22 protein-coding genes and 1 pseudogene are annotated in these 20,151 nt (G+C 37.7%); 4 read left to right on the top strand and 19 right to left on the bottom strand.

Going from position 1 to position 20,151, the window contains the following annotated elements; all coding sequences use genetic code 11:
- Positions 1-187 precede the first annotated feature (187 nt).
- The 5 genes from QYB95_RS12325 to QYB95_RS12345 form a co-directional block, all read right to left on the bottom strand.
- On the bottom strand, positions 188-472 hold the full coding sequence (locus QYB95_RS12325) for a hypothetical protein (RefSeq protein WP_301138631.1): 285 nt from the start codon (positions 470-472) through the stop codon (positions 188-190).
- Between the two features lie 542 nt (positions 473-1,014).
- Positions 1,015-2,418 carry a sensor histidine kinase gene (locus QYB95_RS12330; protein WP_301138632.1) on the bottom strand — a complete coding sequence of 468 codons (1,404 nt, stop codon included), beginning with the start codon at positions 2,416-2,418 and terminating at the stop codon, positions 1,015-1,017.
- Positions 2,408-3,082 carry a response regulator transcription factor gene (locus tag QYB95_RS12335; RefSeq protein ID WP_301138633.1) on the bottom strand — a complete coding sequence of 225 codons (675 nt, stop codon included), beginning with the start codon at positions 3,080-3,082 and terminating at the stop codon, positions 2,408-2,410. Before QYB95_RS12335 ends, QYB95_RS12330 begins: the two co-directional genes overlap by 11 nt.
- A 216-nt stretch (positions 3,083-3,298) precedes the next feature.
- Positions 3,299-3,979 carry a PspA/IM30 family protein gene (locus QYB95_RS12340; RefSeq protein WP_301138634.1) on the bottom strand — a complete coding sequence of 227 codons (681 nt, stop codon included), beginning with the start codon at positions 3,977-3,979 and terminating at the stop codon, positions 3,299-3,301.
- 1 nt (position 3,980) lies between these two features.
- Positions 3,981-4,379: a hypothetical protein gene (locus QYB95_RS12345; protein ID WP_301138635.1), complete on the bottom strand. Its 399-nt coding sequence runs from the start codon at positions 4,377-4,379 to the stop codon at positions 3,981-3,983.
- 369 nt (positions 4,380-4,748) lie between these two features.
- On the opposite strand from QYB95_RS12345, the gene QYB95_RS12350 reads away from it, so the two are divergent.
- Positions 4,749-5,612, top strand: coding sequence for a gluzincin family metallopeptidase (locus QYB95_RS12350; RefSeq protein WP_301138636.1), 864 nt, complete (start codon positions 4,749-4,751; stop codon positions 5,610-5,612).
- 245 nt (positions 5,613-5,857) lie between these two features.
- Here QYB95_RS12350 and QYB95_RS12355 read toward each other — a convergent pair whose 3' ends face one another.
- The 8 genes from QYB95_RS12355 to QYB95_RS12390 form a co-directional block, all read right to left on the bottom strand.
- Positions 5,858-6,295, bottom strand: a complete 438-nt coding sequence (locus tag QYB95_RS12355; RefSeq protein ID WP_301138637.1) for an AraC family transcriptional regulator — start codon at positions 6,293-6,295, stop codon at positions 5,858-5,860.
- A 143-nt stretch (positions 6,296-6,438) separates the two neighbouring features.
- Positions 6,439-8,514, bottom strand: coding sequence for a sensor domain-containing protein (locus QYB95_RS12360; protein ID WP_301138638.1), 2,076 nt, complete (start codon positions 8,512-8,514; stop codon positions 6,439-6,441).
- A 112-nt stretch (positions 8,515-8,626) separates the two neighbouring features.
- Positions 8,627-9,004, bottom strand: coding sequence for an SLAP domain-containing protein (locus QYB95_RS12365; protein ID WP_301138639.1), 378 nt, complete (start codon positions 9,002-9,004; stop codon positions 8,627-8,629).
- A gap of 426 nt (positions 9,005-9,430) precedes the next feature.
- Positions 9,431-9,901 carry an NUDIX domain-containing protein gene (locus QYB95_RS12370; RefSeq protein ID WP_301138640.1) on the bottom strand — a complete coding sequence of 157 codons (471 nt, stop codon included), beginning with the start codon at positions 9,899-9,901 and terminating at the stop codon, positions 9,431-9,433.
- A gap of 127 nt (positions 9,902-10,028) precedes the next feature.
- On the bottom strand, positions 10,029-10,712 hold the full coding sequence (locus tag QYB95_RS12375; RefSeq protein WP_301138641.1) for a DUF4956 domain-containing protein: 684 nt from the start codon (positions 10,710-10,712) through the stop codon (positions 10,029-10,031).
- A gap of 27 nt (positions 10,713-10,739) precedes the next feature.
- The gene (locus QYB95_RS12380; protein WP_301138642.1) at positions 10,740-11,438 is read right to left on the bottom strand and encodes a polyphosphate polymerase domain-containing protein; all 699 of its coding nucleotides are present in this window, start codon (positions 11,436-11,438) and stop codon (positions 10,740-10,742) included.
- A gap of 683 nt (positions 11,439-12,121) precedes the next feature.
- Complete coding sequence (locus tag QYB95_RS12385) at positions 12,122-13,426, bottom strand: sensor histidine kinase (RefSeq protein WP_301138643.1); 1,305 nt, start codon at positions 13,424-13,426, stop codon at positions 12,122-12,124.
- 1 nt (position 13,427) lies between these two features.
- Entirely contained in the window at positions 13,428-14,105 is a 678-nt protein-coding gene (locus tag QYB95_RS12390; protein ID WP_301138644.1) for a response regulator transcription factor, read from the bottom strand.
- 166 nt (positions 14,106-14,271) lie between these two features.
- Here QYB95_RS12390 and QYB95_RS12395 point away from each other — a divergent pair, with 166 nt between their 5' ends.
- Positions 14,272-16,383, top strand: coding sequence for a carbohydrate-binding domain-containing protein (locus QYB95_RS12395; RefSeq protein WP_301138645.1), 2,112 nt, complete (start codon positions 14,272-14,274; stop codon positions 16,381-16,383).
- A gap of 143 nt (positions 16,384-16,526) precedes the next feature.
- A complete protein-coding gene (locus tag QYB95_RS12400; protein WP_301138646.1) occupies positions 16,527-16,895 on the top strand; it encodes a hypothetical protein in 369 nt (122 codons plus the stop codon).
- 31 nt (positions 16,896-16,926) lie between these two features.
- Here QYB95_RS12400 and QYB95_RS12405 read toward each other — a convergent pair.
- The 3 genes and pseudogenes from QYB95_RS12405 to QYB95_RS12415 all read right to left on the bottom strand — a co-directional run bounded on the left by QYB95_RS12405 (position 16,927) and on the right by QYB95_RS12415 (position 18,488).
- Positions 16,927-17,435: pseudogene (locus tag QYB95_RS12405) on the bottom strand (P-loop nucleotide/nucleoside kinase family protein).
- Between the two features lie 172 nt (positions 17,436-17,607).
- Positions 17,608-18,099: a hypothetical protein gene (locus QYB95_RS12410; protein ID WP_301138647.1), complete on the bottom strand. Its 492-nt coding sequence runs from the start codon at positions 18,097-18,099 to the stop codon at positions 17,608-17,610.
- A 155-nt stretch (positions 18,100-18,254) separates the two neighbouring features.
- Complete coding sequence (locus QYB95_RS12415; RefSeq protein ID WP_301138648.1) at positions 18,255-18,488, bottom strand: hypothetical protein; 234 nt, start codon at positions 18,486-18,488, stop codon at positions 18,255-18,257.
- A gap of 120 nt (positions 18,489-18,608) precedes the next feature.
- Here QYB95_RS12415 and QYB95_RS12420 point away from each other — a divergent pair, with 120 nt between their 5' ends.
- Positions 18,609-18,920 carry a hypothetical protein gene (locus tag QYB95_RS12420; protein ID WP_301138649.1) on the top strand — a complete coding sequence of 104 codons (312 nt, stop codon included), beginning with the start codon at positions 18,609-18,611 and terminating at the stop codon, positions 18,918-18,920.
- Positions 18,921-18,927: 7 nt separating this feature from the next.
- Here QYB95_RS12420 and QYB95_RS12425 read toward each other — a convergent pair whose 3' ends face one another.
- The 3 genes from QYB95_RS12425 to QYB95_RS12435 form a co-directional block, all read right to left on the bottom strand.
- Positions 18,928-19,302, bottom strand: a complete 375-nt coding sequence (locus tag QYB95_RS12425; protein WP_301138650.1) for a YunG family protein — start codon at positions 19,300-19,302, stop codon at positions 18,928-18,930.
- A 38-nt stretch (positions 19,303-19,340) separates the two neighbouring features.
- Entirely contained in the window at positions 19,341-19,718 is a 378-nt protein-coding gene (locus QYB95_RS12430) for a hypothetical protein (RefSeq protein WP_301138651.1), read from the bottom strand.
- Positions 19,719-19,795: 77 nt separating this feature from the next.
- The gene (locus QYB95_RS12435; RefSeq protein WP_301138652.1) at positions 19,796-20,146 is read right to left on the bottom strand and encodes a hypothetical protein; all 351 of its coding nucleotides are present in this window, start codon (positions 20,144-20,146) and stop codon (positions 19,796-19,798) included.
- Positions 20,147-20,151: the final 5 nt, after the last annotated feature.

The raw sequence follows: 20,151 nt of genomic DNA on the forward strand, positions 1-20,151 counted from the left end.
AGAGGCTAGCCGCTGCAGCTAGATATTAAAAGCGTAAGCGGCTCGTTTGCCGCTACAGCTAGAACTTGTTTAAGTATATTTAAATAATATATGAAATGCCGGGAATTCTCTACCGTAAATAATTGCAACTAATAAGCCAATGAGCATAATATAAGGACTGTCGAGTTATAACCCATTTAAATATCCTTTAATCTATCTGTTTTGGTTTAATAAAAATTCCAATTAAAAGCAAAGTAATGCCGATTAAAAATAGTATTGGGAACATGATTACCATTAGTCCCATTCCAGCAAAGCCATCTCCAACATATATAGCAAAACCAATACTACCTAACCATGTGAAAAAAGGGGCGATGGCAAGCATTGTTGTTATCCCCCAAACAATCAGTTTTCTTTTGGTTGACTTGCCCAACGAAAAATAAATAGCTGTTCCAAGGGCTAGCACTAAAATGATTATTACTATTCCAAATGCCATATCAACAACTCCTTATCTAATTGTGCAGCTTTAGAAAATCAACATCAATTCTATTGGAGTGAAAACCATTAAAGGAAGTTAAAGACTTCCATTCTTTGACCCAGGTAGTCCCATATTAACCTAAATCACTGATAGAATTCCAGGATAGCTAGTAGAACACAGAAAGCTGCCAACGATATAAAAATAATAAAATTCTTTCGACTCCTTCTCATTTTATATGCATAAGCAAAAAAGAAAACAGCCGCAGCTAGTTTAGCAAAGCATTGAATAGAAGGATGTCCCGAGAAAAAAGAGCTACTAAAAACAATGGAACTTAGTAAAGTTGTAGAGATAAGTATTTTAAACCACAATGGCTCACCCAAAAACTGTTTGAACATTATTTTTATCTGCATATGTATTAGCTCCCTTATCTTATATTTAGTTTAATATATGATTTGTTTCGCCAAAATTTCCCGCAGTATATAAAAGTCCTACAACATATTAATTTCAAGACTTCAAGGAAAAAGCGTCAACCCCTTCTTATTGGATTAACGCTATCTACCCTATTCCATTTTTCTTGGTATCTTGACAAGAAAGGTACTTCCTTTTTCTAATTCACTCGACACTTCAATTGTCCCTTTATGTGTTTCTACAATCCATTTCGCAATGGAAAGCCCCAAGCCATGTCCCCCCATTTGACGGGAGCGTGATTTGTCCGCTCTGTAGAACCTTTCGAAGATATGATTCAAATCCTTATCTTTGATTCCTACTCCTGTATCGTTTACCGTAATGTAAACATAACACTCTTCTTGTGAAAGTGAAATCTTTACCGCTCCACCTGCTGGAGTATACTTAATTGCATTATCCAAAAGAATATATATTAATTGAGATAATCTTTCGGGATCCGCTACAACCATTAGATTTTCAGGTGCATCGAGACTAGTGGATATTGTTTTTTCATCTGCAAGCGGGCGAACAGATTCCAAGACATCCTCAGCCATCTGTCGTAAATTAAACGTGTCCTTTCTAAGTTCAACTGTATTTGAATCTGAACGTGCCAGTGTTAATAGATCACCTACCAAACTAGTCATTCTTTTGACTTCCTGGCGCATATTTTTTAGTAACTTTTCAGTAAATTGGTCCTTCTCATCTCGCAAAGTCATATCCATTGCATCCAGTGAAGATTGCAAAACGGCTAATGGTGTCCGCAATTCATGGGAAGCATCAGCGGCAAATTCTTTTTGTCTCGTAAACGCCTTCGCAATTGGAACCATGGCTTTTTTGGACATCTTTTGACTCATAAATAACGCAAGCCCTATAAATATCAATCCTAATACAATTAGAATAATCAATACCCATTGAAAAAGCTGAGAGGCAAAAGTGAAATCTCTCCCAATATAGAGCTGGCCGATCGTTTGTCCCTTAAATGTAATCGGATGACCAGCAATCATTAATGAAATATCCTGGTCACTTTCGGGTCGATGAAATTCTCTCTTATTCCCTTTTTCATCTTGGTTCCCTTCAAGATGGAGGGATTCCAAAAAAACGCCATTTCCCTTTGTTATTCTCGACTTCAGTAAAGGGGGCAGCACGGCTTGCAACCGGCTATCCTCATCATTTCCCATGATGATTTCACCATCTGAATTCATTACATAGTAAAAGACCTGATTGACACCTGAAAACACAATCTCCTGATTTTGTATATCCCGGAAATCCCTCGTTCTATTCTCTAGTAAGTATTGTTCAATATATTGTGCTTCTTGATCTGCAAGGGACTCCAATTCTCGTTCGGAGCTTTTTAAAATGGAGTAATACAGAATGCTATATACAATGACAATAAAAAGCATCAGGAAAAGAATGAGCAGCCCACTATAAATCCGCGTTAATTGTCCTTGTGTACGACTGAACAGATCTTTTCCACTAGGCGTTATGAAACTCTTGAGGAATGGTAAAAGATTATGCTTCAAACTTATACCCCACCCCTCTTATACTTTGAAGTAGCTGCTCTTTCTTAACTTTTTTCAACTTCTTTCGAATTAATTTCACTGTAGCATCAATTGTTTTGGGGGCAACATCGGAATCATTTCCCCATATACGGTCAAGTATCACCTCACGCGAAATTACCTGCCCTCTATTTTGGACCAATAGATCGAGCAGTTGAAATTCTCTTTTACTAAGTTGAATAACTTCATTTCCCAGACGAACGACGTGACTCATTCGATTAAACACCAGATCTCTAACTTGAATCTCTTCCTCTACTATTGGAGCATAGTTACGACGTGCAAGAGCACGTAATCTTGCCATTAGCTCATCAATTTCAAAGGGTTTGACAAGGTAATCATCCGCACCAGAATCCAACCCGTCTATTCGGTCTTGAACGCTATCTTTTGCAGTAAGCATTAAAATCGCACCGGAATAACCTTGTTTTCGTAAACGCCCGCAAACCTCCACACCCGTTCCATTCGGCATCATCCAATCCAGGATCAAGACATCGTAGTGGGCATTCGTTGCGTAATAAAAAGCATCTTCGCCTTCCATTACCCACTCAACATTATACCCGCCCTTTTTCTTAAGCATAAAAACGATAAGCTCTCCAAGCGTAGAGTCATCCTCTGCCAGTAAAATATTCATTGTTATGCACCTTTCGCATTATGTATTTAATTGACTCTCGAAACATCTATTTTATAGATGCATATTTAATCCTCTTATAGCTAGCTTGTTAATTTATATTAAACAAAAAAATTAAGCGTTATGTAAATGAATTATTTCGTTCATTATAATGTTCTTCTCTTTAAAGGAAAAGAAGTACCTAGCCTATTTGACCGGTACTTCTTTTCTATCTGACCATTAACTTAACTTTAGTTGTTTTTCCTTTTCGTTCTTTAGCTTTTCGATTTCTTGGTTGATATCCTCATCATTGACATGATTCTGATAGATGACATCTTGTACAAGCATAGGGCTGGTAAAATGTCTGTTGGCTTGCACTTCCGATTCCATTAACAGAATTTGATCTTCTGCTTGTGAAATCCCCTTTAAAATATTGCCCGTTTGGAAGGAGGCAGTTGTTGATTGGATTTGTTTCATAGATCGCGCCACGTTTGCTCGGGAAGCTAGTAAAAGCTTTCTATTTTGCAATGCCATAAAAGTATTCTGCAGTTCCTTCAATTGCTCCTTTAGCATATTTGATTGTTCTTGGATTTCTGCATATTGCAGTTCATACATACCGAGATAGTTTTCATACATTATCTTTTCTTCAATGGCCATTCTTGCAATTGCCTCTTCCCCGAAATCCAGGGCTAAGTTTGCTTGTCGAGTTCTTTTTGCGATAATTTCTTTTGTTTCATTAATAAGTTTAGCTTGCTTATTCTCTATAAAAATCTGACGGGAGAGTGCTTTTTGTGCTTTTGCCATTTCCTGTTCCATTTCTCTGGAATATTCATTTAACATGGCAATTGGATCTTCTACCCCATCTAACAATTCATGTATATTCGCGTTTGTAATCATTTTTACTCTTCTGAAAATCCCCATTTTACACATTCTCCTTTTTATTTAATTCTTTTTCCCATTGATCTAAAATATGTTCATTTTGGCTATTCATCGATTTATATGGACTTGCTAAAGTTGTTTGAATAAAATGCTCCATTGAAGGAGTTTTTGATTTGTTTTTCAGCCATTTCACTAACAAAACAGCGACAGCTATTCCAATAATGAAGAATACAAGTAGACCTAACCATGGAAACCCTGCATGTTGAGGGCCAAACATTACATGATGTCCACCAAATTCTCTCATTGTCGGCATTCCTCCAGGGCCATGGCCATGCATACCAGCTGCCGAAGCACGATATCCCCCGAGTATCAGGGAAACTCCCAAAATCAATGAAGTGATGATGCCTCCTCTAAGCACTAATTGACTTAATCTAGTATTCATTCGATTTCTCCTTTCTTGTTGAATGACTATAATTTATTCTTCGTCGGTGAAAACTTGGTGAAAAACTAGAATTCATCTATAAAAAATCTTTTTCATGCTAGATTACAACCTATAGAAACTAGCAACTACTATTTCAAACTTCTATAGTCCCCGAGATTGCGTTAACATCACTGATAATTACCTTTTTTCCTTTTGAAGCAGTTTTCCTCCTGAATCGTTATAATAACCTTCGCTTCCAATTAATTACTAATCTACAAAAGTAATATTTTATTTTCTTTTCACCATTTTTTCACTATTGGGGAGTAAAGTATGAATTGTTCATTAGAACACAATGTTTGATTAGCTATGAAATCAAGGAGGAAAAGTAAAATGAATAAAAACAAATTATTTGGATATGTATTGTCAAGTGCCCTAACGCTAGGAGTTATCGGAGGTTATAGTACTCAGGCATTTGCAGCAATGGAAAGCACAACCAACTCAAGTGCAGCTGTGGAACAAGCAAGCAATGTGAAAGCTTCTCTTGATAGTGATACAAAACAAAAAATGCAAGCGATAATGGACGAGCTAAAAACGAATTTAGCGGAACTTGGGGTGGACTTGCCTACTAAAGGAAACAAAGATGGTCGTGGCGATTTCTTAGCTAACCTTGATGATGCAACAAAGGAAAAAGCTCAAGCTATTCTAGACCAACAAAAAGCGGGTACTATCACACAGGAAGAGGCTCAAACTCAGCTTGCTGCACTTGGGGTGGACTTGCCATCTAGAGGAAATAAGGGTGGCCGTGGAGATTTCCTAGCTGATCTTGATGATGCAACTAAAGAAAAAGCTCAAGCTATTCTAGACGAACAAAAAGCGGGTACTATCACACAGGAAGAGGCTCAAACTCAGCTTGCTTCACTTGGGGTGGACTTGCCATCTAAAGGAAATAAGGGTGGCCACGGAGATTTCCTAGCTGACCTTGATGATGCAACACAGGAAAAAGCCCAGTCTATTCTTGACCAGCAAAAAGCAGGTACTATCACACAGGCAGATGCCCAAACTCAACTTGCCGAACTTGGGGTCGACCTGCCAACTAAAAAAAGCAAAGGTAGTCGCGAAGATTTCCTGGCTGACCTTGACGATGCAACAAAAGAAAAAGCAGAAACTCTAATTGATGAAGCTGAAGCAGCATTAGCAGAGTTAGGAATCGAACACCTACCTTTTAAAGCTCTTGGAAGTACGACAGAAGAATAAAAGATCAATTCTTTCATGAAAATAAAAAACACCCCGTAAATGTAGATTCGTCCCTAACATTTACGGGGATTTCATGCATCCTCAATCATTTTATTTCCGGTTTGCTCAAAATGTTAGAACTATCCACTGACAGTGGTACATTTAACTTTGTCACCAGCTAAGCAATTAATAGCCCAATCCAAAATACTGCACCAAAACTTTTAAAAAGCGATTGCTCTTGTAATTTAGCAATTTCACTAAAATCTCTAGTAAATCGGTAAATATATCTGTACTTCCTCTTCATCGTCCATCGGGTGGTAAGTCTCCACAATATATGACTCCAGGTTCCTCTTATGCCCTTGCTCGTTTGCCCATTGCATTAAATTTGAATGAAGGCTGCTAATCGTGGATATTTTGCCAGTCGCTGTGACATATTTTTGGTCTATTTCAATAAACTCCATTCCCATAGGGGGACTTATGGAATTCCTTACAAGCAACCCTACAATATAGTGCCCTATATGGTGAGCTCCCTCCCTTTTCGGTTCAAAAAATGCGATTTCAATATGTAAATGGCTTTCAATTTCACCTGCCCGAGCCAATAACTGTTTTGCAAGTGCTGGTACTTCCTCACTAAAATGCTCAAAGGCTCCTCTACCTTTAAAGCCTACTGCCTTAAAATTCCTTCTACAAACCTCAAAATTCACAGTATCCCTCCTATTCCTCAATATTTAGAGTTTCTCGTCATAATGTAGAAATCCTTTTTTAACGAAAAAGAAGCGACAGCACAATCCATGCAACCGCCTCTCTCAAATAAAACTTGATTATAGTCGAAAAGATGACTATTATTTTATAATTCATTTTTTAGCATTTCCGGAATCTCCTCGAAAGGTATCGGCTTACCGAATAGATAGCCTTGGATATAGTGGCATCCCAGTTCCTGCAAATAGCATAATTGGTGTTCCTCTTCAACACCTTCAGCAATGATTCCTTTTTCTAAACTTTCTGCCATTGAAATAATCGTGCGTACAATCGTTTCCTGACACATAGAATGTATATTTTGTATAAAAGATTGATCAATTTTAAGCGTATTAATAGGAAGTACTCCCAAATAACTAAGAGAAGAATAGCCTGTCCCGAAATCATCCAAAAACACCCCAACTCCGATTATCTGCAATTGATTTAGCTTCTCTATTACATTCTCTACATCTGTCATCATGATGCTTTCCGTTAACTCTATTTTGAGGTATCTCGGATTAAAATTCGTTTCCTCCAGAATCTTGATAAGCTTCTCCACAAATTGTTTATTATCAAATTGTTTTGTTGATACATTGACAGAGAGATATGGGGAGAACTCACTATTCCTATATAATTCGTTGAACTTTAGGCATGCTGTCCGGATAACCCACTCCCCAAGTGGAACGATAAGACCGGATTCCTCTGCAATGGGTATAAATTCTCCTGGGGAGATACTTCCCAATACCGGATCATTCCAGCGTAAAAGAGCTTCGAAACCAACTATCTTTTTAGTCCGCGCATCCACAATCGGTTGGTAGTTTAGAGTTAACGAGTTATTGTTATTTATTGCCTGCCGTAAAGTTTGGAGTATTTCGAGTTTTCTGAATACCCCATCGGAAAATTCCTTTTGATATAATTTGTAATTGTTTTTACCATCTCTTTTCGCTGCATTCAAAGCCTGGTCGGCGAATGTGATTAACTTCTCGGCATCGCTAGTATGATCCGGGAAAATACATATTCCAATACTGGCTGTAAGTACATAACTTCTATCGCCTAAAAAGATCGGTTGAACAATATCATCAATTAGACTTTGTGCTTTTTCTTCAATATGTAGCAGCTCATCTATATCCTGTAGGAGAATGATAAATTCATCCCCGCCAACTCTTGAAACAATTCCTTCTTCCCCAACAATCGTTTTCAACCGTTCTGCTATTACTTTTAGAACCTTGTCCCCGATTATATGTCCGAGCGTATCATTAATCCATTTAAATTGATCTAAATCAAAGTAAAGAACTGCCATTTTCGTGTTTGTTATTTGAGCATTCAAAATGGATTCATTTAAAAGCTGTTCAAATCTTCTGCGGTTCGGTAATTGTGTTAATTCATCATTGAATGCCATAAATTCCAGCTGCTCTTCAGCAAGACGTCGTTGCTGAATATCTGCGACGACCCCATTCAACCTGATAATATCCCCCACTTCGTTAAAAATGGGTGTTGTATAATTTGAGACCCATTTTACCTTTTGATTAGCGTCAATAATGCGGTATTCCAGGTTAAGCGTCTGCCCTTGTTCTAATTTAGCCTGCATCGCTTTAACATAACCCAGATCATCCGGATGAATCACTTCCATCCAAAGATTAGGGTTCTTTCTAAACTCTTCTTGAGGGTATCCGTATATTTTCTTGCAAGCGTAAGAAATTTGGAAAACTACCTCATGCTCAAAATTACTTGACCAGACACAGACATCGATGTTATTGAAAACACTTTCCAATTCAATTTTGGTTCTCTCTAACTCTCTTTGCATCTGATTCTTTTGCGTCATATCTTTTACGATCCCAGCTATACCAACTATATTATTCTCCACAATAATAGGTACCGAGGTTCCATACAATTCGATTATTTTGCCTGTTTTATGTTTAATCGAAACATCGAAGCTTGTTGTTATCCCATTGGTTAGTACATCTTTGAATATTTCTAAAGTAATTTCTTTATGTTCATCGGCCACGATTTCCGTAAAAGAAAACTCGGAGAACTCCTCGCTTGTGTATCCAGCCAAGTCCATTGCCATTTTATTTATGATGATAAATTTCCCGTTTTTATCCAGGGCGTAGCATGGATCGGGATTCGATTCAAAAAGGGATTTGTATATTGCAAATAAAGTATTTGAATCATCGTTGATGGGATGCATATGTACTCCTCGCTTCAAGAATTATAGTATTAAAAGAATATATCAGTTCTTATGAATATTCAATTTCTTTTTATAATTTTCTACCCTCTTAAAGCTTGATGGAATCATGAGTTTAAAGTATTTCCAATCGACCGTTTTCAAAAGTAGCTCGCGGGCTATAGCTGCCCTTCGGAAAAATAAACGTCCAGGGCATACTTACTTTTGATGGAATCATCAGTGCAGGCAGAGTGAAGATTTCGTCCGCTATTGCCTCCCCCTGAATACTATAAAGTAATCTAGTATTGTGAAAACTTAGCACATGACTGGTAAAATTATGGATCAATACAGTCACAAGCAATGCCTCTTCATGGTTGATTGCTTCTCTTATCGGAGAGAAAAGGCAATCGGAATGATTTAAATCTTTCGTTTCATCAAAGATATTTTTTATTTTTAGTCGGTCCTTGGCAGCCAATGCCTTGTCCCAAGATGCTTCAAATTGTAAGTGCTGCATAGCTATAATCACCTCTTGTAGAATAAAGTTTATCATAATAGTGTGAGAAAGCGGGAATCTAGCTAATGAAGCGAGCAGTTACTTTTTATCGTAACTACTCACTCAATAGTTCATTTATTATTAGTAATAGGAAAAAAGCTTTTTACATAGATTTTGATAGGTAGCGTTTTTATAAGGAGAAAGGATTGGAGATGATGATTGAATGACGGTAACTTTTTTAGAAAATATAAAAGAGTTATCTACATTGTTACTCCCCGTATCTTGCGTTATTTATAGAAGGCAACTGAAGCTAACAAAGTGGAAAAGAAAACTCACTAAAGGCGAGCTGATTATGTACCTGATTACTTCCTGTGTCATTCCAGTTTACGCAATCACTTATTTGATGCTGCTATTTGGAGTAGAATAAGTTACCTTGGAGTTGGAGCCCTATTTCATTAAAAGAAGATGTTCTTCAATAAACTCAATACTTTGAGGGCTTTTTGCATAGGCTAGAATTTGCTCTTTAATATTTGGATATAGAACAATATTTTTCAATTTGTTGAGGGGAATCCATTTAACACCGATTTGATTTGGATCCGGGTTGTTAGGAAGTTCGGGAATTGAGTCATCTATAATTTTACAATCGAAAATCAATTGTAAAGAAGGTGTTTCTCCAAATCGATTAGCATTCAAATGTGGGGCATATTCAAAGACCAAGGCTAACGGTCCAACCTCTACTTCAATTGATGCTTCCTCTCTAGCTTCCCGTTTAACAGCTTCTATCACAGATTCGTTCTGTTCAACCCCACCTGCCGGCAAGTTATAATGCACCCCGCGTTCGTCTTCGAATTCTACCAATAGAATCCTATCGTTTTCTATGACAAGTGCACATGCTCTAACTCTTATTGGAAAAGTCATTAATAATCCCTCACTCTCTTTTAGTTGATTAAATACCATTTTATTACAAAAGGTCGGCGTTAAACAATAAGAATTAAACAAAAAATCACTCCCACCTCATTATAAGGGAGAGTGATTCATGACTATTCTACGCTGTGAAGTTGCCGTCATAACTTAACATAATAGCTGATTTGACGCCTTCAATGCCGGATATATTGTTGATAAAGCTCATATCATTTTCTTTAACACGAATTTCGTAGGTTACTTCAAAGTCATTTCCCGGCATAATGGATTTTGACTTAACCGAATGTTTTTTAACATGTTCGGAAATGACGTGCTCCATAGATTTTTCAATGGAAGTTTCATCATAGCGAACAACTAATAGATATGGATTTTCTACTTTAATACGGTTACCGAAAAGGATTAATACAAGGCCGATTAAAATCGAACCAATAATTACTAACGGGATGAATCCTGCTCCGCATAAAATACCTGAAACAATTGCCCAAAAAAGATACACGATATCCATCGGGTCTTTAATCGGTGTTCGGAAACGCACAATCGATAAGGCCCCTACCATCCCAAGGGACAACATGACATTGGACGAAATCCCAATAATGATTAAAGCAGTTGTCATTGACATGATGATTAAAGATATATTGAATGTATGGGAGTAAATAACACCCGTGAACGTTTTCTTATATACATAATAAATGAATAACCCTATGAAAAAGGCTGCCAATAATCCTATAGCCGAATCCACAATTGAAAAGCTACTTGTTTTTTCCAAAATACTCGATTTAAAAATATCATCAAAATTTACAGTTTCCATAAAAATCCCTCCAACTTTCTTTCCATCTTAACCGAACATTCGGCTTACTTGATATTTGGAATAGGTCCCTTTTTTCCGATTTCCAAGCTGCAGCAAATACTTTATGACATCCGGGATAAACTCGTCATATTTTACTTCAAGAATGACAACCTCCGGATTCGTTTCAACCATAGCTAAATCGGGATTCAACAAATCGTTATTCCTGAAGCTCGTTTTGATATCACTGTCAAATGTTACACGGACATTGCCTTGATCATAGATAAATACTTCCCTTTCATAATCAACTACCGTTACGGGCTTTATTTGAAATAGGTTCATCTGGATATACAAATCCTGGATAAGCGGTCTTGAATCATTCTCCATCCAGGCGATGTCCCCGTTTCTTATTTTTTCATATTCCTCTGCTGAAATCGGGCACTTTTGCTTATACGTAAGATTATTTCGCTTACTTTTTTTCTCCAAATTCAAGAAATTCATATTGTAATCGTAGAGCCTTACCCGAAATTTATCGCGGTTATAAAAACCTTCTTTTTTCTCGGTTAAGACCTTATTATCGAAGTTATCAAAATACACACTGCGAATTAAATATTTGCCGTCCTTCTTTGCGTAGGGATCCACCCTCATGAAATGCTTTAATTTATTTCTGAGAAGATAGCAATCCATTTTGGTAATCTCATGCTTAAGTTCCGTTCGCCCCATCACACCATTCAAGCGTCTTCCTTCCATATGCCTTTCTCCTTTGCTGTGTGTTCTCTTATGAATCACATTATTGAGGACGAACCTTAAACAAACCTTAAAGAAAATCTGGAAGAAAAATAAAATTTAGAAGTTTGTATATTTGTTTAATGTTTTACTGTAAGTTACGATGCGTTTCATTTCCTTGGTGAAACGCGTTTCCGACCGACAAGATGCGTTTGAAACCCTTGATGAAACGCGTTTTCGACCGAAATTAACTTCAAGATGCGTTTGATTCCTCTGATGAAACGCGTTTCCGACCGAAATTAACTTCAAGATGCGTTTGATACCCCTGATCAAACGCGTTTCAAACTGAAGTTGACTCCAGGATGCGTTTGATACCCCTGATCAAACGCGTTTCGAACTGAAGTTGACTCCAGGATGCGTTTGATACCCCTGATCAAACGCGTTTCAAACTGAAGTTGACTCCAAGATGCGTTTGATACCCCTAATCAAACGCGTTTCGAACGGATATTAACCTCAAGATACGTTTGATACCCCTGATCAAACGCGTTTCGAACTGATATTAACCTCAAGATACATTTGATACCCCTGATCAAACGCGTTTCGAACTGATATTGACCTCAAGATGCGTTTCATTCTCCCATCTTGATACCCAAAAGATAACTCCAAATTTCAGCCCACAAAAAAAGAGATTGCATTTCTGCAATCCCCTACTTTGGTAGTTTAATAATAAAAGTGGTTCCCTTATTTTGATTTTTCATCACTTTTATGGAGCCTCTGTGTTTTTCGACGATCCATTGGGCAATGGATAACCCTAAGCCCACTCCGCCCGTTTCTCGGGACCTTGCTCTGTCCTCACGATAGAAACGTTCAAAAATATACTGCATATTTTCCTCTTTTATCCCGATTCCGGTATCACTCATCTCTATGACTACCCGCTGATCCTCAAGATAAGTTTTGACACCAATACTGTCATTTTCTACAGTGTACTTTAAAGCATTATCCAACAAGATGACGAATAGCTGGTATAAACGGGTTTCATCGGCGTTAATCGCAATCGGGCATTTCAAATTAAGCCAGAAATGCTTATCCTGTGACTCGGCAATTTCCTGATATGGCGCACAAACCTCACGCACCAATTTATCTATTTCCACATTCTGTAAAGTAAGCTCTGTTTCTGCTGAATCTGCTCTGGCTAATGTTAATAAGTCTGAAGTGAGTTTTGATAAACGACGCGTTTCTGAAAGGCTTAAGGCGATGTTTTCAAATTTATCGGCTATTCTTTCGTGCGGTGCCCTTAGCAGCAACTCTAATTTGTTTTGGATGATGGTTAACGGCGTTCTCAGTTCATGGGAAGCATTTTCCACAAACTCCGCCTGCTTATTCCAAGACAGCATAATTGGTTTCATCATCTTTTTTGATAATATATAACTTGCTGAAATTGAAAGAATAATGAAAATCACCGAACAAATCGTTACTAGTCTCATAAAGTTGGAGATTATGGTTTGTTCCGCATCCACATTGATTAAAAGCTGTATATAAGCAATGTCATCTTGCTCATTGACATCCTCAAAAAGAAGGTATCTGAAATGGTACAAATCATCAATCGATGTCATCGTGATTTCATCTAGCTGAGTCTTATCGAGCTGGTAATCCGTGAGATAATTTTCATAAAATAAAGAGCCAATTTCTCCTTCGTTCAAAATCTTGCCGGTGCTATCCCATTGAATCACAACAATCCTCGGATTCGGGTTCTCCCGTTTTTTATCGATTGGAGAAAGATCCTGATTGCCTTTTCCAGGCATGGGCCTCACTTCATCTCCCTCCAAACCATTCACAGCGTCCGTTAGTCTCTCTTTAAATAATTGCAGCTCCTCATCTGCATGGGAGTACAATGTTCTTTGGACTTGTCCAAAGATGATGAAGCCAAAAATCGCAAAAATGACAGTAAACGCAAGCAGATTAAGGAGCATGAATTTAAGCTGCTGCTTTCTGAAGATGGTTTTATTAAACATTTTATTCACCATTATCCGTGAGCATATAACCTAGTCCACGGAACGTTTTGATATAGTGGTCATAGCCGTATTTTTTTAAGTTTTTCCGCAAATTACTTGCATACACTTCTACTACTGTCATCGAGGTATCGGATTCAAATCCCCAGATTCGATCAAAGATTTGTTCCTTCGTTAAAATCGCATTTTTATTATTGATCAGGTACTCGAGGAGATCAAATTGCTTCCCATTCAGTTTCAAAATCTCTCCCTGAATCTCCGCGGTTTTATTTTTAATATTCAACTTTAGTTCCTTAAAGGTAATCACGTTTTCCTTTAATAATCCACCCGATCTTCTGACCATTGCCTCCAGTCTAAGCAACAGCTCTTCCCTATGGAACGGCTTAACCAAATAGTCATCTGCACCTACTTTAAATCCTTGAATCTTGTCATCAATGCCATCTTTTGCCGTCAACATAATGACAGGCGTCGTTATGTTTTGCTTTCTCAGGTTTTGCAATACCTCATAGCCGTTCATGGAGGGCAGCATTATATCTAGAATAATGACGTCAAATATATTTTGCTCAGCTAGAAATAACCCCTCTTCACCGTCGAAAGCCTGCTCCGGCTCAAACAATTCCTTGACCGTTTCGCATATAGAATCAGAGAGATATTTGTCATCTTCAATAATTAATAGCCTCATTTACCTGCTTCCTCTTTTCTCTGTTCATTTTCTACGTTTGATTATATGTCCAATTTCCAGAATTGCAAATTTAATTTTTTTAAGGTTGATTTAAGGTTGACCCTTAATAATTGCCTCATAAGTGAAAAAAGCTTTTAAATCGAGAAATGAAAAGGAGTCAATTTTAATGAAAAATAGAAAATCCAACCTTAGCAAAATCGCAACACCTCTTGTGATGTGTAGTGCGTTACTAATTGCTTGCAGTGATACTACAGAAGAAAACTCATCGACTAGTATTCCAGCAGTTGCCGAAGCGGAGAGCCTGAGTACGATTGGCAATCAGGAGATAGCCAGTGTGATCCAAGACAAAGTCTCGTATTCAGACGATGATAATTATACTGATTGGGACAACGCAACCTCTATCAAGCTTGAAGGTGACAGTGCAAGCTTTGATGGAAACGGCGGAGTTGTCATTGATGGAAGCAACATCACAATTCGAACTTCGGGTGTGTATGAAATTAGCGGGAAGTTAAATGATGGACAAATTATTGTGAATGCAGAGGATGAAGGAACGGTTCGACTAATTCTTAATGGAGTGGAAATCAATTCATCAACGAGTGCACCCATCTTTGTAGAAAAGGCAGAGAAAACGGTTGTTTCATTGGAGGATGGGACAACAAACACGCTAAGTGATGGCGAAGATTATGTATATGAAAACTCAGACGATGATGAGCCAAATGCTGCACTTTTCAGTAAAGACGATTTGACGATTAATGGGGATGGTACTTTAATCGTTAATGGCAACTATAATAACGGCATTGCCTCTAAAGATGAGTTGAAAGTTACTGGTGGGACAATCCAGATTAAAGCAGCTGATGATGGATTGATGGGACGTGACCTCGTTGCTGTAAAAGATGGGAAAATTACGATTACAGCTGGTGGAGACGGAATCAAGTCGACAAACGACAAGGATGCTTCAAAAGCAATCATTGCGATTGAAGGCGGTACCTTTGACATTGAGTCGGCAAATGACGGCATACAGGCAGAGACTTCCCTTCTAATTGCTGATGGAAATTTCACAATTACATCCGGTGGCGGCAGTCCGGAAACAATTGAAACAAATGAAAATAATCAGATGCCAGGCATGCCTGGGGAAATGAAAGATACCGCCGCTACAACTAGTGCAAGTACGGAGACAGAAACCGAAAGTACGAAAGGTCTAAAAGCCGCTGTTGAAGTAGCGATAGGTGGAGGAAGCTTTACGATTGATACATTGGATGATGCTGTACACAGTAATAATTCAATTACCATCACTGGCGGAGTTTTGGAAGTTGCAACTGGAGATGATGGAATCCATGCAGATACCTCCATTTTGACAAAAGGCGGAACTATCAATGTGACAAAGAGTTATGAAGGCGTGGAAAGTAAAAGCATTACAATCGCTGATGGAGAAATTCATGTGAATGCTTCAGATGACGGTATTAACATTGGTGGCGGCAATGACGCTTCCGGTCGTGACTTTGCAGCAACAGAAAATACAGAAGAGAATGTCCTTTCCATTAATGGGGGCTACGTTTATGTAAATTCCATGGGTGACGGCCTTGATTCCAATGGTTCGATTGCCATGACAGATGGGACGGTAATCGTTAGCGGTCCTACCAATAATAACAATGCCTCTCTGGACTATGATCAAAGCTTTAATATAGATGGTGGCTTACTTATCGCTTCAGGTAGTGCAGGTATGGCAATGGCTACTTCTGAGGAGTCTGCTCAACAATCTATTATGATGACGTTTACTGAAACACAAGCAGCAGGAACGGTGCTTCAGCTAGAGGATAGCAATGGGGAATCTGTATTGACTTTTGCACCAGACAAAGATTATCAATCCGTGGTAATCAGTTCACCGCAACTGAAGAAGGATGCTTCTTACACACTCTCTTCTGGAGGAAAAGCAACAGGAACCGAAAGTGATGGTTTATTCACAGAAGCAAACTATGAAGGCGGAACGAATGAAGTCGACTTTACGATTTCCGATACGGTGACATGGTTAAATGAGTCTGGTGTTACAGAGCAAGCTGCGACAGGTCATGGCGGAATGGGAGGTCCTGGTGGTACAGCCGGAGGCCGTGGCGATATGTTTGCCGATTTGGATGAGGCAACGAGAGAAAAAGCACAAAGCATCATGGAACAACAACGAAACGGCACGATTACCCAAGAAGAAGCACAAGCACAACTCGCTGAACTTGGAGTTGAGCTTCCAAGCGGAGGACAAATGAAAGAACCTGTTCAACCGGAATAGAATAAGTGAACATGGCCCAAGTTACTCAAGGAATTCAAGATGAGTGGCTTGGGCTTGTTTTTTTTGCGCGCATCCTTTGCCATTGTAACCAAGCATAAAAACCCAATAAGATTTATGCTATAATTTTACAAAGGGGGTATTTTATGAAGTTCCTCAAATCTTTAGATTCTATTTTTATATTGGCTATCACACTTTTATTTGTTTATGACTTTTTCCCTGATATTCCATTTGCTGATGCCATTCCAAAAGGCGTTTTGATTATTCTTATTTTAGTATGTCTCGTGTTTAGTCTTTTGTCCAAAAAACATAGAAATCCAGACAATAAAACTACACTAAAATGGCAAATATTTTTGACACTATACATAATGATGTTAATGGTGATTTTCCCTCTATTAGGCGGCAAGTCATCTTCAGGCATTTCCTTCGATAGTGAATTTCTATGGATAATTATCCTAATAGCATTGTTCGATATTTATTCTCAATGGAAAAAAGTTAAACGCTCAGAAGCTTAGGGGATTTAAATTTTCCCCTAACTTTTTTTATTCATTTCGTTAAATAATCCAAAACCTTTTCAATATATGTATCTATACGGTTACTGCTGTCAACCACTAGAAATGGATGATTGTCAGGTCTTTTACTATTATTAATTGTGTATTGAAAGTTCTCAATGGATTTCACTTCTTTTATTTGGCTCATCTTACTTATTCGATTTTTCAAACGGAAATTCACTTCATTAAAATCATTTAGATAGCACTCAACATATTTGTAAGGTACTTTATATTCTTTTGCCAAACTTGTTCCTTTGATAAACAGGGGCTATCAAATATCACGCTTTGTCCCTGTGATAAATAAAACTCAATCAGCGCCCAATCCATATCATATGAAATCCTGCCTAATAGCTTTTCCGCTATCTCAATTTCCTGTGTAGATTCCAACAATACCGCTTTCAAAGTATCATGATCCACAATGATTGCGCCCGTTCTTCTGGCTATTTCATGAGCAAGTGTCGATTTTCCCGAACCGGGATAACCAGACATTTGTACAAAAAACATTAGATTCCCTCTTTTCACTTTATGGATTGTCGGCGAGACGACTTCTCCAATAGCATATAATCATATGTTTTTTATACTGGAATCGAATGTTTATCAGTAAAATCATTTAATCCTACACACACATTTGCAGGTTCAAAATTTATAATGCGTATGTTGAACCCTTTTTCGACCTTTATAATGGCACTTTCTTGCTCCAACCAAATCGTATGAATCTTACCTGTTTCACTTCATCTGGATAAAGTCCTCTTTTATAAACCATGATTGTAAAGAGCAGGATTTCATAGGTAAGCGTACTGTCTTCAATGTAGAATTTATATCTTAGAGAAGTGAGTACAGTGATTGCTGCTAGCACGGCGATTCGTATTACCCATCCCTCTGCTTCTAGACCATTGACAGTGACTGTTGTATTAACTACAAAGATACCCAATAGAAAAATAATCGGTCCACTTCGTACTTTAGCTGTGTAATTAAATTTAGATTCCTTAACTCTATTCCTTTTATCGTGCACACTTATTATAATCATTGCTGATACTCCAACAAGTACCGACATTAAGTAAATATATTCCCAATCGATTGCTTCTTTGAACAAAAAAACCTTCAACAGGAATACGGCAATTTGCGGCAACAAAATAACCATGCAAATAGTTAAAAAGCGTTTAATCACCAAATCTCTCCTTGATTTTGTCCTATACTCTGTAAGGTTAGTAAACTAGTTATGATGAGTAGTTAGCTGTTCAAGTGTATGCCAGCTTACAATTTTCTCATTTTCCTCCCCATTACTGTCGAAGTTGATTTTTACTCGTCTTTCACTATTTTTCTCTACATCATGAAGTATAGGAGTACCACTATTTTGCCTTCAGCTTTAATTTCTAAATTATTGATACTTGTTACGATTCCTAAGTTTGGTTCCGCATAGATGCCCGGTGATTTTATTGGATCTGCACCAAATTTCCCTAATAGAAATTCACCTTCAATCGTTTTCTCCTGATTGCTACAACCTATAAATAGGAATAATGCTAATACGAAATTTATGCCTATTAGAAATTTCTTCATAAAATGCACCTACTAACATCCATATTTTCCCATACCAATTTTATTCTAACACAAAATATTTGGCCTTATGTACTTTATTTGATTGGGACATACTAGAAGCTAAATAGGAGGAGAGACACAATGCCACGAAAGCCAACACAAACAAATGAAGATCCAGAAAATGAAAAAATGGAGAATACGCCAAATAATCTACAAAGTGAAATCGATAATCTTTCACGAATGTTAGCAGCAGTACTGGACTATTTGGCTGATGAAGAGAATGAAGAAATCGATATCGAATATCTTTTCGATAAAACGGAAGGCCTGCGGGAATGGCGCAAGCAGCATCAGGAAAAAAACAGGAAGCTGATTGAGGAAGAAATCAAAAAATCTCTTGGTGATTTATCTTTCGAAGATCTTCAAAAAATCCGGGAACAGATCAAGGAAAAATAGAAGTTTTCTAAATGTTATTGGATTTTAGGTCCCCCAGATTCTTAAAAACACTTTCTTTAAGATGGTTATACTGTTTTTCATTAGTATCCGCATACGCCTCTTCTCTATGTGAAGGAATATCACTGTATGCAATCAGTTCTTTAAATTGGGAAGATGTAAAATCATACCGTCTCCCATCAATACAATTGTAAAAGTGCCATCCGTCAGGTAATATGGTTTTTAAGATTTCTCCACCCAATAGATCATTTACTACCAATGCTGTTACACCACACTGGCCTTTTGCAGGGTTTTCCATACTCCATTTCGAACTGGACTGTATTGACCATGAGGTAGACAGGGCTTTAACTATTCTTTCTATTTGTATTTTGTAATCAGTCACCATAAACCTTCACTCTTTCACTGAATATTATTATAGGAACATCAAAACTTCGGAATTTTAATCAGGACATATTTTTTCGTCCACATTTGGGTAGTAGCAATTAAGCTTTCACCGCTTTTTTCAAAGAATAAACCACTGCCGTTTTGCTCTTTATACACCCAACCTTCAGATGCCACCAACTCTTTGATATTTTCATGAGTACTCTCTATGCCTTTATTTTCACTTCTTGCTATATACCATAATGAGTCTTCTTCTTCTGCAATTTGAACAATCTTGCTGTCGGACGCATTTAAGCTACCAATTGCTTCCTTTGCTGTTAATCCCTCAATCGGTAGTAGAGGATAATATAATTTATTTACACCTACAAATGCTGCAACAACCAGTATTAAGACACAAATAATTATTTCGAGTTTCTTCAAGTAAATTAACTCCTCTCAAAAAATCCGATTTTAATAGAAAGCTAATTAAAATTATTCGATATACGATGGGCTTCTTTTTATAAGGGGGAACTCATTTTGGATACCCCTCTTATGGCTAACTGCCCCACTATATAGATTGCAGCAACCCATATTACAGCTGCATCTCTTCCAAAGGGCTTAAACCAAGACCCATCATCTTCAATAAATAAATGGCCTAACCCCAGCGAGATAAACGTCATTAAGATACTTACTCCAAAAAACAATGATATTTTAACCTTCCTCATTACTATTCCGCCTAGAAGTATCATGAAGATAAAAGCCGGAGCTAAAAAAACAGGATCTTGTCTAGCGAGATGGCTATTATATTCATATAAATGAAATAAAAAAGGAATAGGAAGCAGTGATAAAACAAGTTGAAAAGCTTTCATAGTTA

This window comes from Ureibacillus aquaedulcis (genome assembly GCF_030418165.1).
GTDB lineage: Bacteria > Bacillota > Bacilli > Bacillales_A > Planococcaceae > Ureibacillus > Ureibacillus aquaedulcis.

What these genes read in the sequence shown, in the direction of transcription:
- QYB95_RS12380 (WP_301138642.1), bottom strand. Translation starts at nt 11,438, where the DNA reads ATGGAAGGAAGACGCTTGAATGGTGTGATGGGGCGAACGGAACTTAAG.
- QYB95_RS12350 (WP_301138636.1), top strand. Translation starts at nt 4,749, where the DNA reads ATGAATAAAAACAAATTATTTGGATATGTATTGTCAAGTGCCCTAACG.
- QYB95_RS12390 (WP_301138644.1), bottom strand. Translation starts at nt 14,105, where the DNA reads ATGAGGCTATTAATTATTGAAGATGACAAATATCTCTCTGATTCTATA.
- QYB95_RS12435 (WP_301138652.1), bottom strand. Translation starts at nt 20,146, where the DNA reads ATGAAAGCTTTTCAACTTGTTTTATCACTGCTTCCTATTCCTTTTTTA.
- QYB95_RS12395 (WP_301138645.1), top strand. Translation starts at nt 14,272, where the DNA reads ATGAAAAATAGAAAATCCAACCTTAGCAAAATCGCAACACCTCTTGTG.
- QYB95_RS12360 (WP_301138638.1), bottom strand. Translation starts at nt 8,514, where the DNA reads ATGCATCCCATCAACGATGATTCAAATACTTTATTTGCAATATACAAA.
- QYB95_RS12385 (WP_301138643.1), bottom strand. Translation starts at nt 13,426, where the DNA reads ATGTTTAATAAAACCATCTTCAGAAAGCAGCAGCTTAAATTCATGCTC.
- QYB95_RS12425 (WP_301138650.1), bottom strand. Translation starts at nt 19,302, where the DNA reads ATGGTGACTGATTACAAAATACAAATAGAAAGAATAGTTAAAGCCCTG.
- QYB95_RS12370 (WP_301138640.1), bottom strand. Translation starts at nt 9,901, where the DNA reads ATGACTTTTCCAATAAGAGTTAGAGCATGTGCACTTGTCATAGAAAAC.
- QYB95_RS12340 (WP_301138634.1), bottom strand. Translation starts at nt 3,979, where the DNA reads ATGGGGATTTTCAGAAGAGTAAAAATGATTACAAACGCGAATATACAT.
- QYB95_RS12365 (WP_301138639.1), bottom strand. Translation starts at nt 9,004, where the DNA reads ATGCAGCACTTACAATTTGAAGCATCTTGGGACAAGGCATTGGCTGCC.
- QYB95_RS12325 (WP_301138631.1), bottom strand. Translation starts at nt 472, where the DNA reads ATGGCATTTGGAATAGTAATAATCATTTTAGTGCTAGCCCTTGGAACA.
- QYB95_RS12400 (WP_301138646.1), top strand. Translation starts at nt 16,527, where the DNA reads ATGAAGTTCCTCAAATCTTTAGATTCTATTTTTATATTGGCTATCACA.
- QYB95_RS12375 (WP_301138641.1), bottom strand. Translation starts at nt 10,712, where the DNA reads ATGGAAACTGTAAATTTTGATGATATTTTTAAATCGAGTATTTTGGAA.
- QYB95_RS12415 (WP_301138648.1), bottom strand. Translation starts at nt 18,488, where the DNA reads ATGAAGAAATTTCTAATAGGCATAAATTTCGTATTAGCATTATTCCTA.
- QYB95_RS12345 (WP_301138635.1), bottom strand. Translation starts at nt 4,379, where the DNA reads ATGAATACTAGATTAAGTCAATTAGTGCTTAGAGGAGGCATCATCACT.
- QYB95_RS12420 (WP_301138649.1), top strand. Translation starts at nt 18,609, where the DNA reads ATGCCACGAAAGCCAACACAAACAAATGAAGATCCAGAAAATGAAAAA.
- QYB95_RS12335 (WP_301138633.1), bottom strand. Translation starts at nt 3,082, where the DNA reads ATGAATATTTTACTGGCAGAGGATGACTCTACGCTTGGAGAGCTTATC.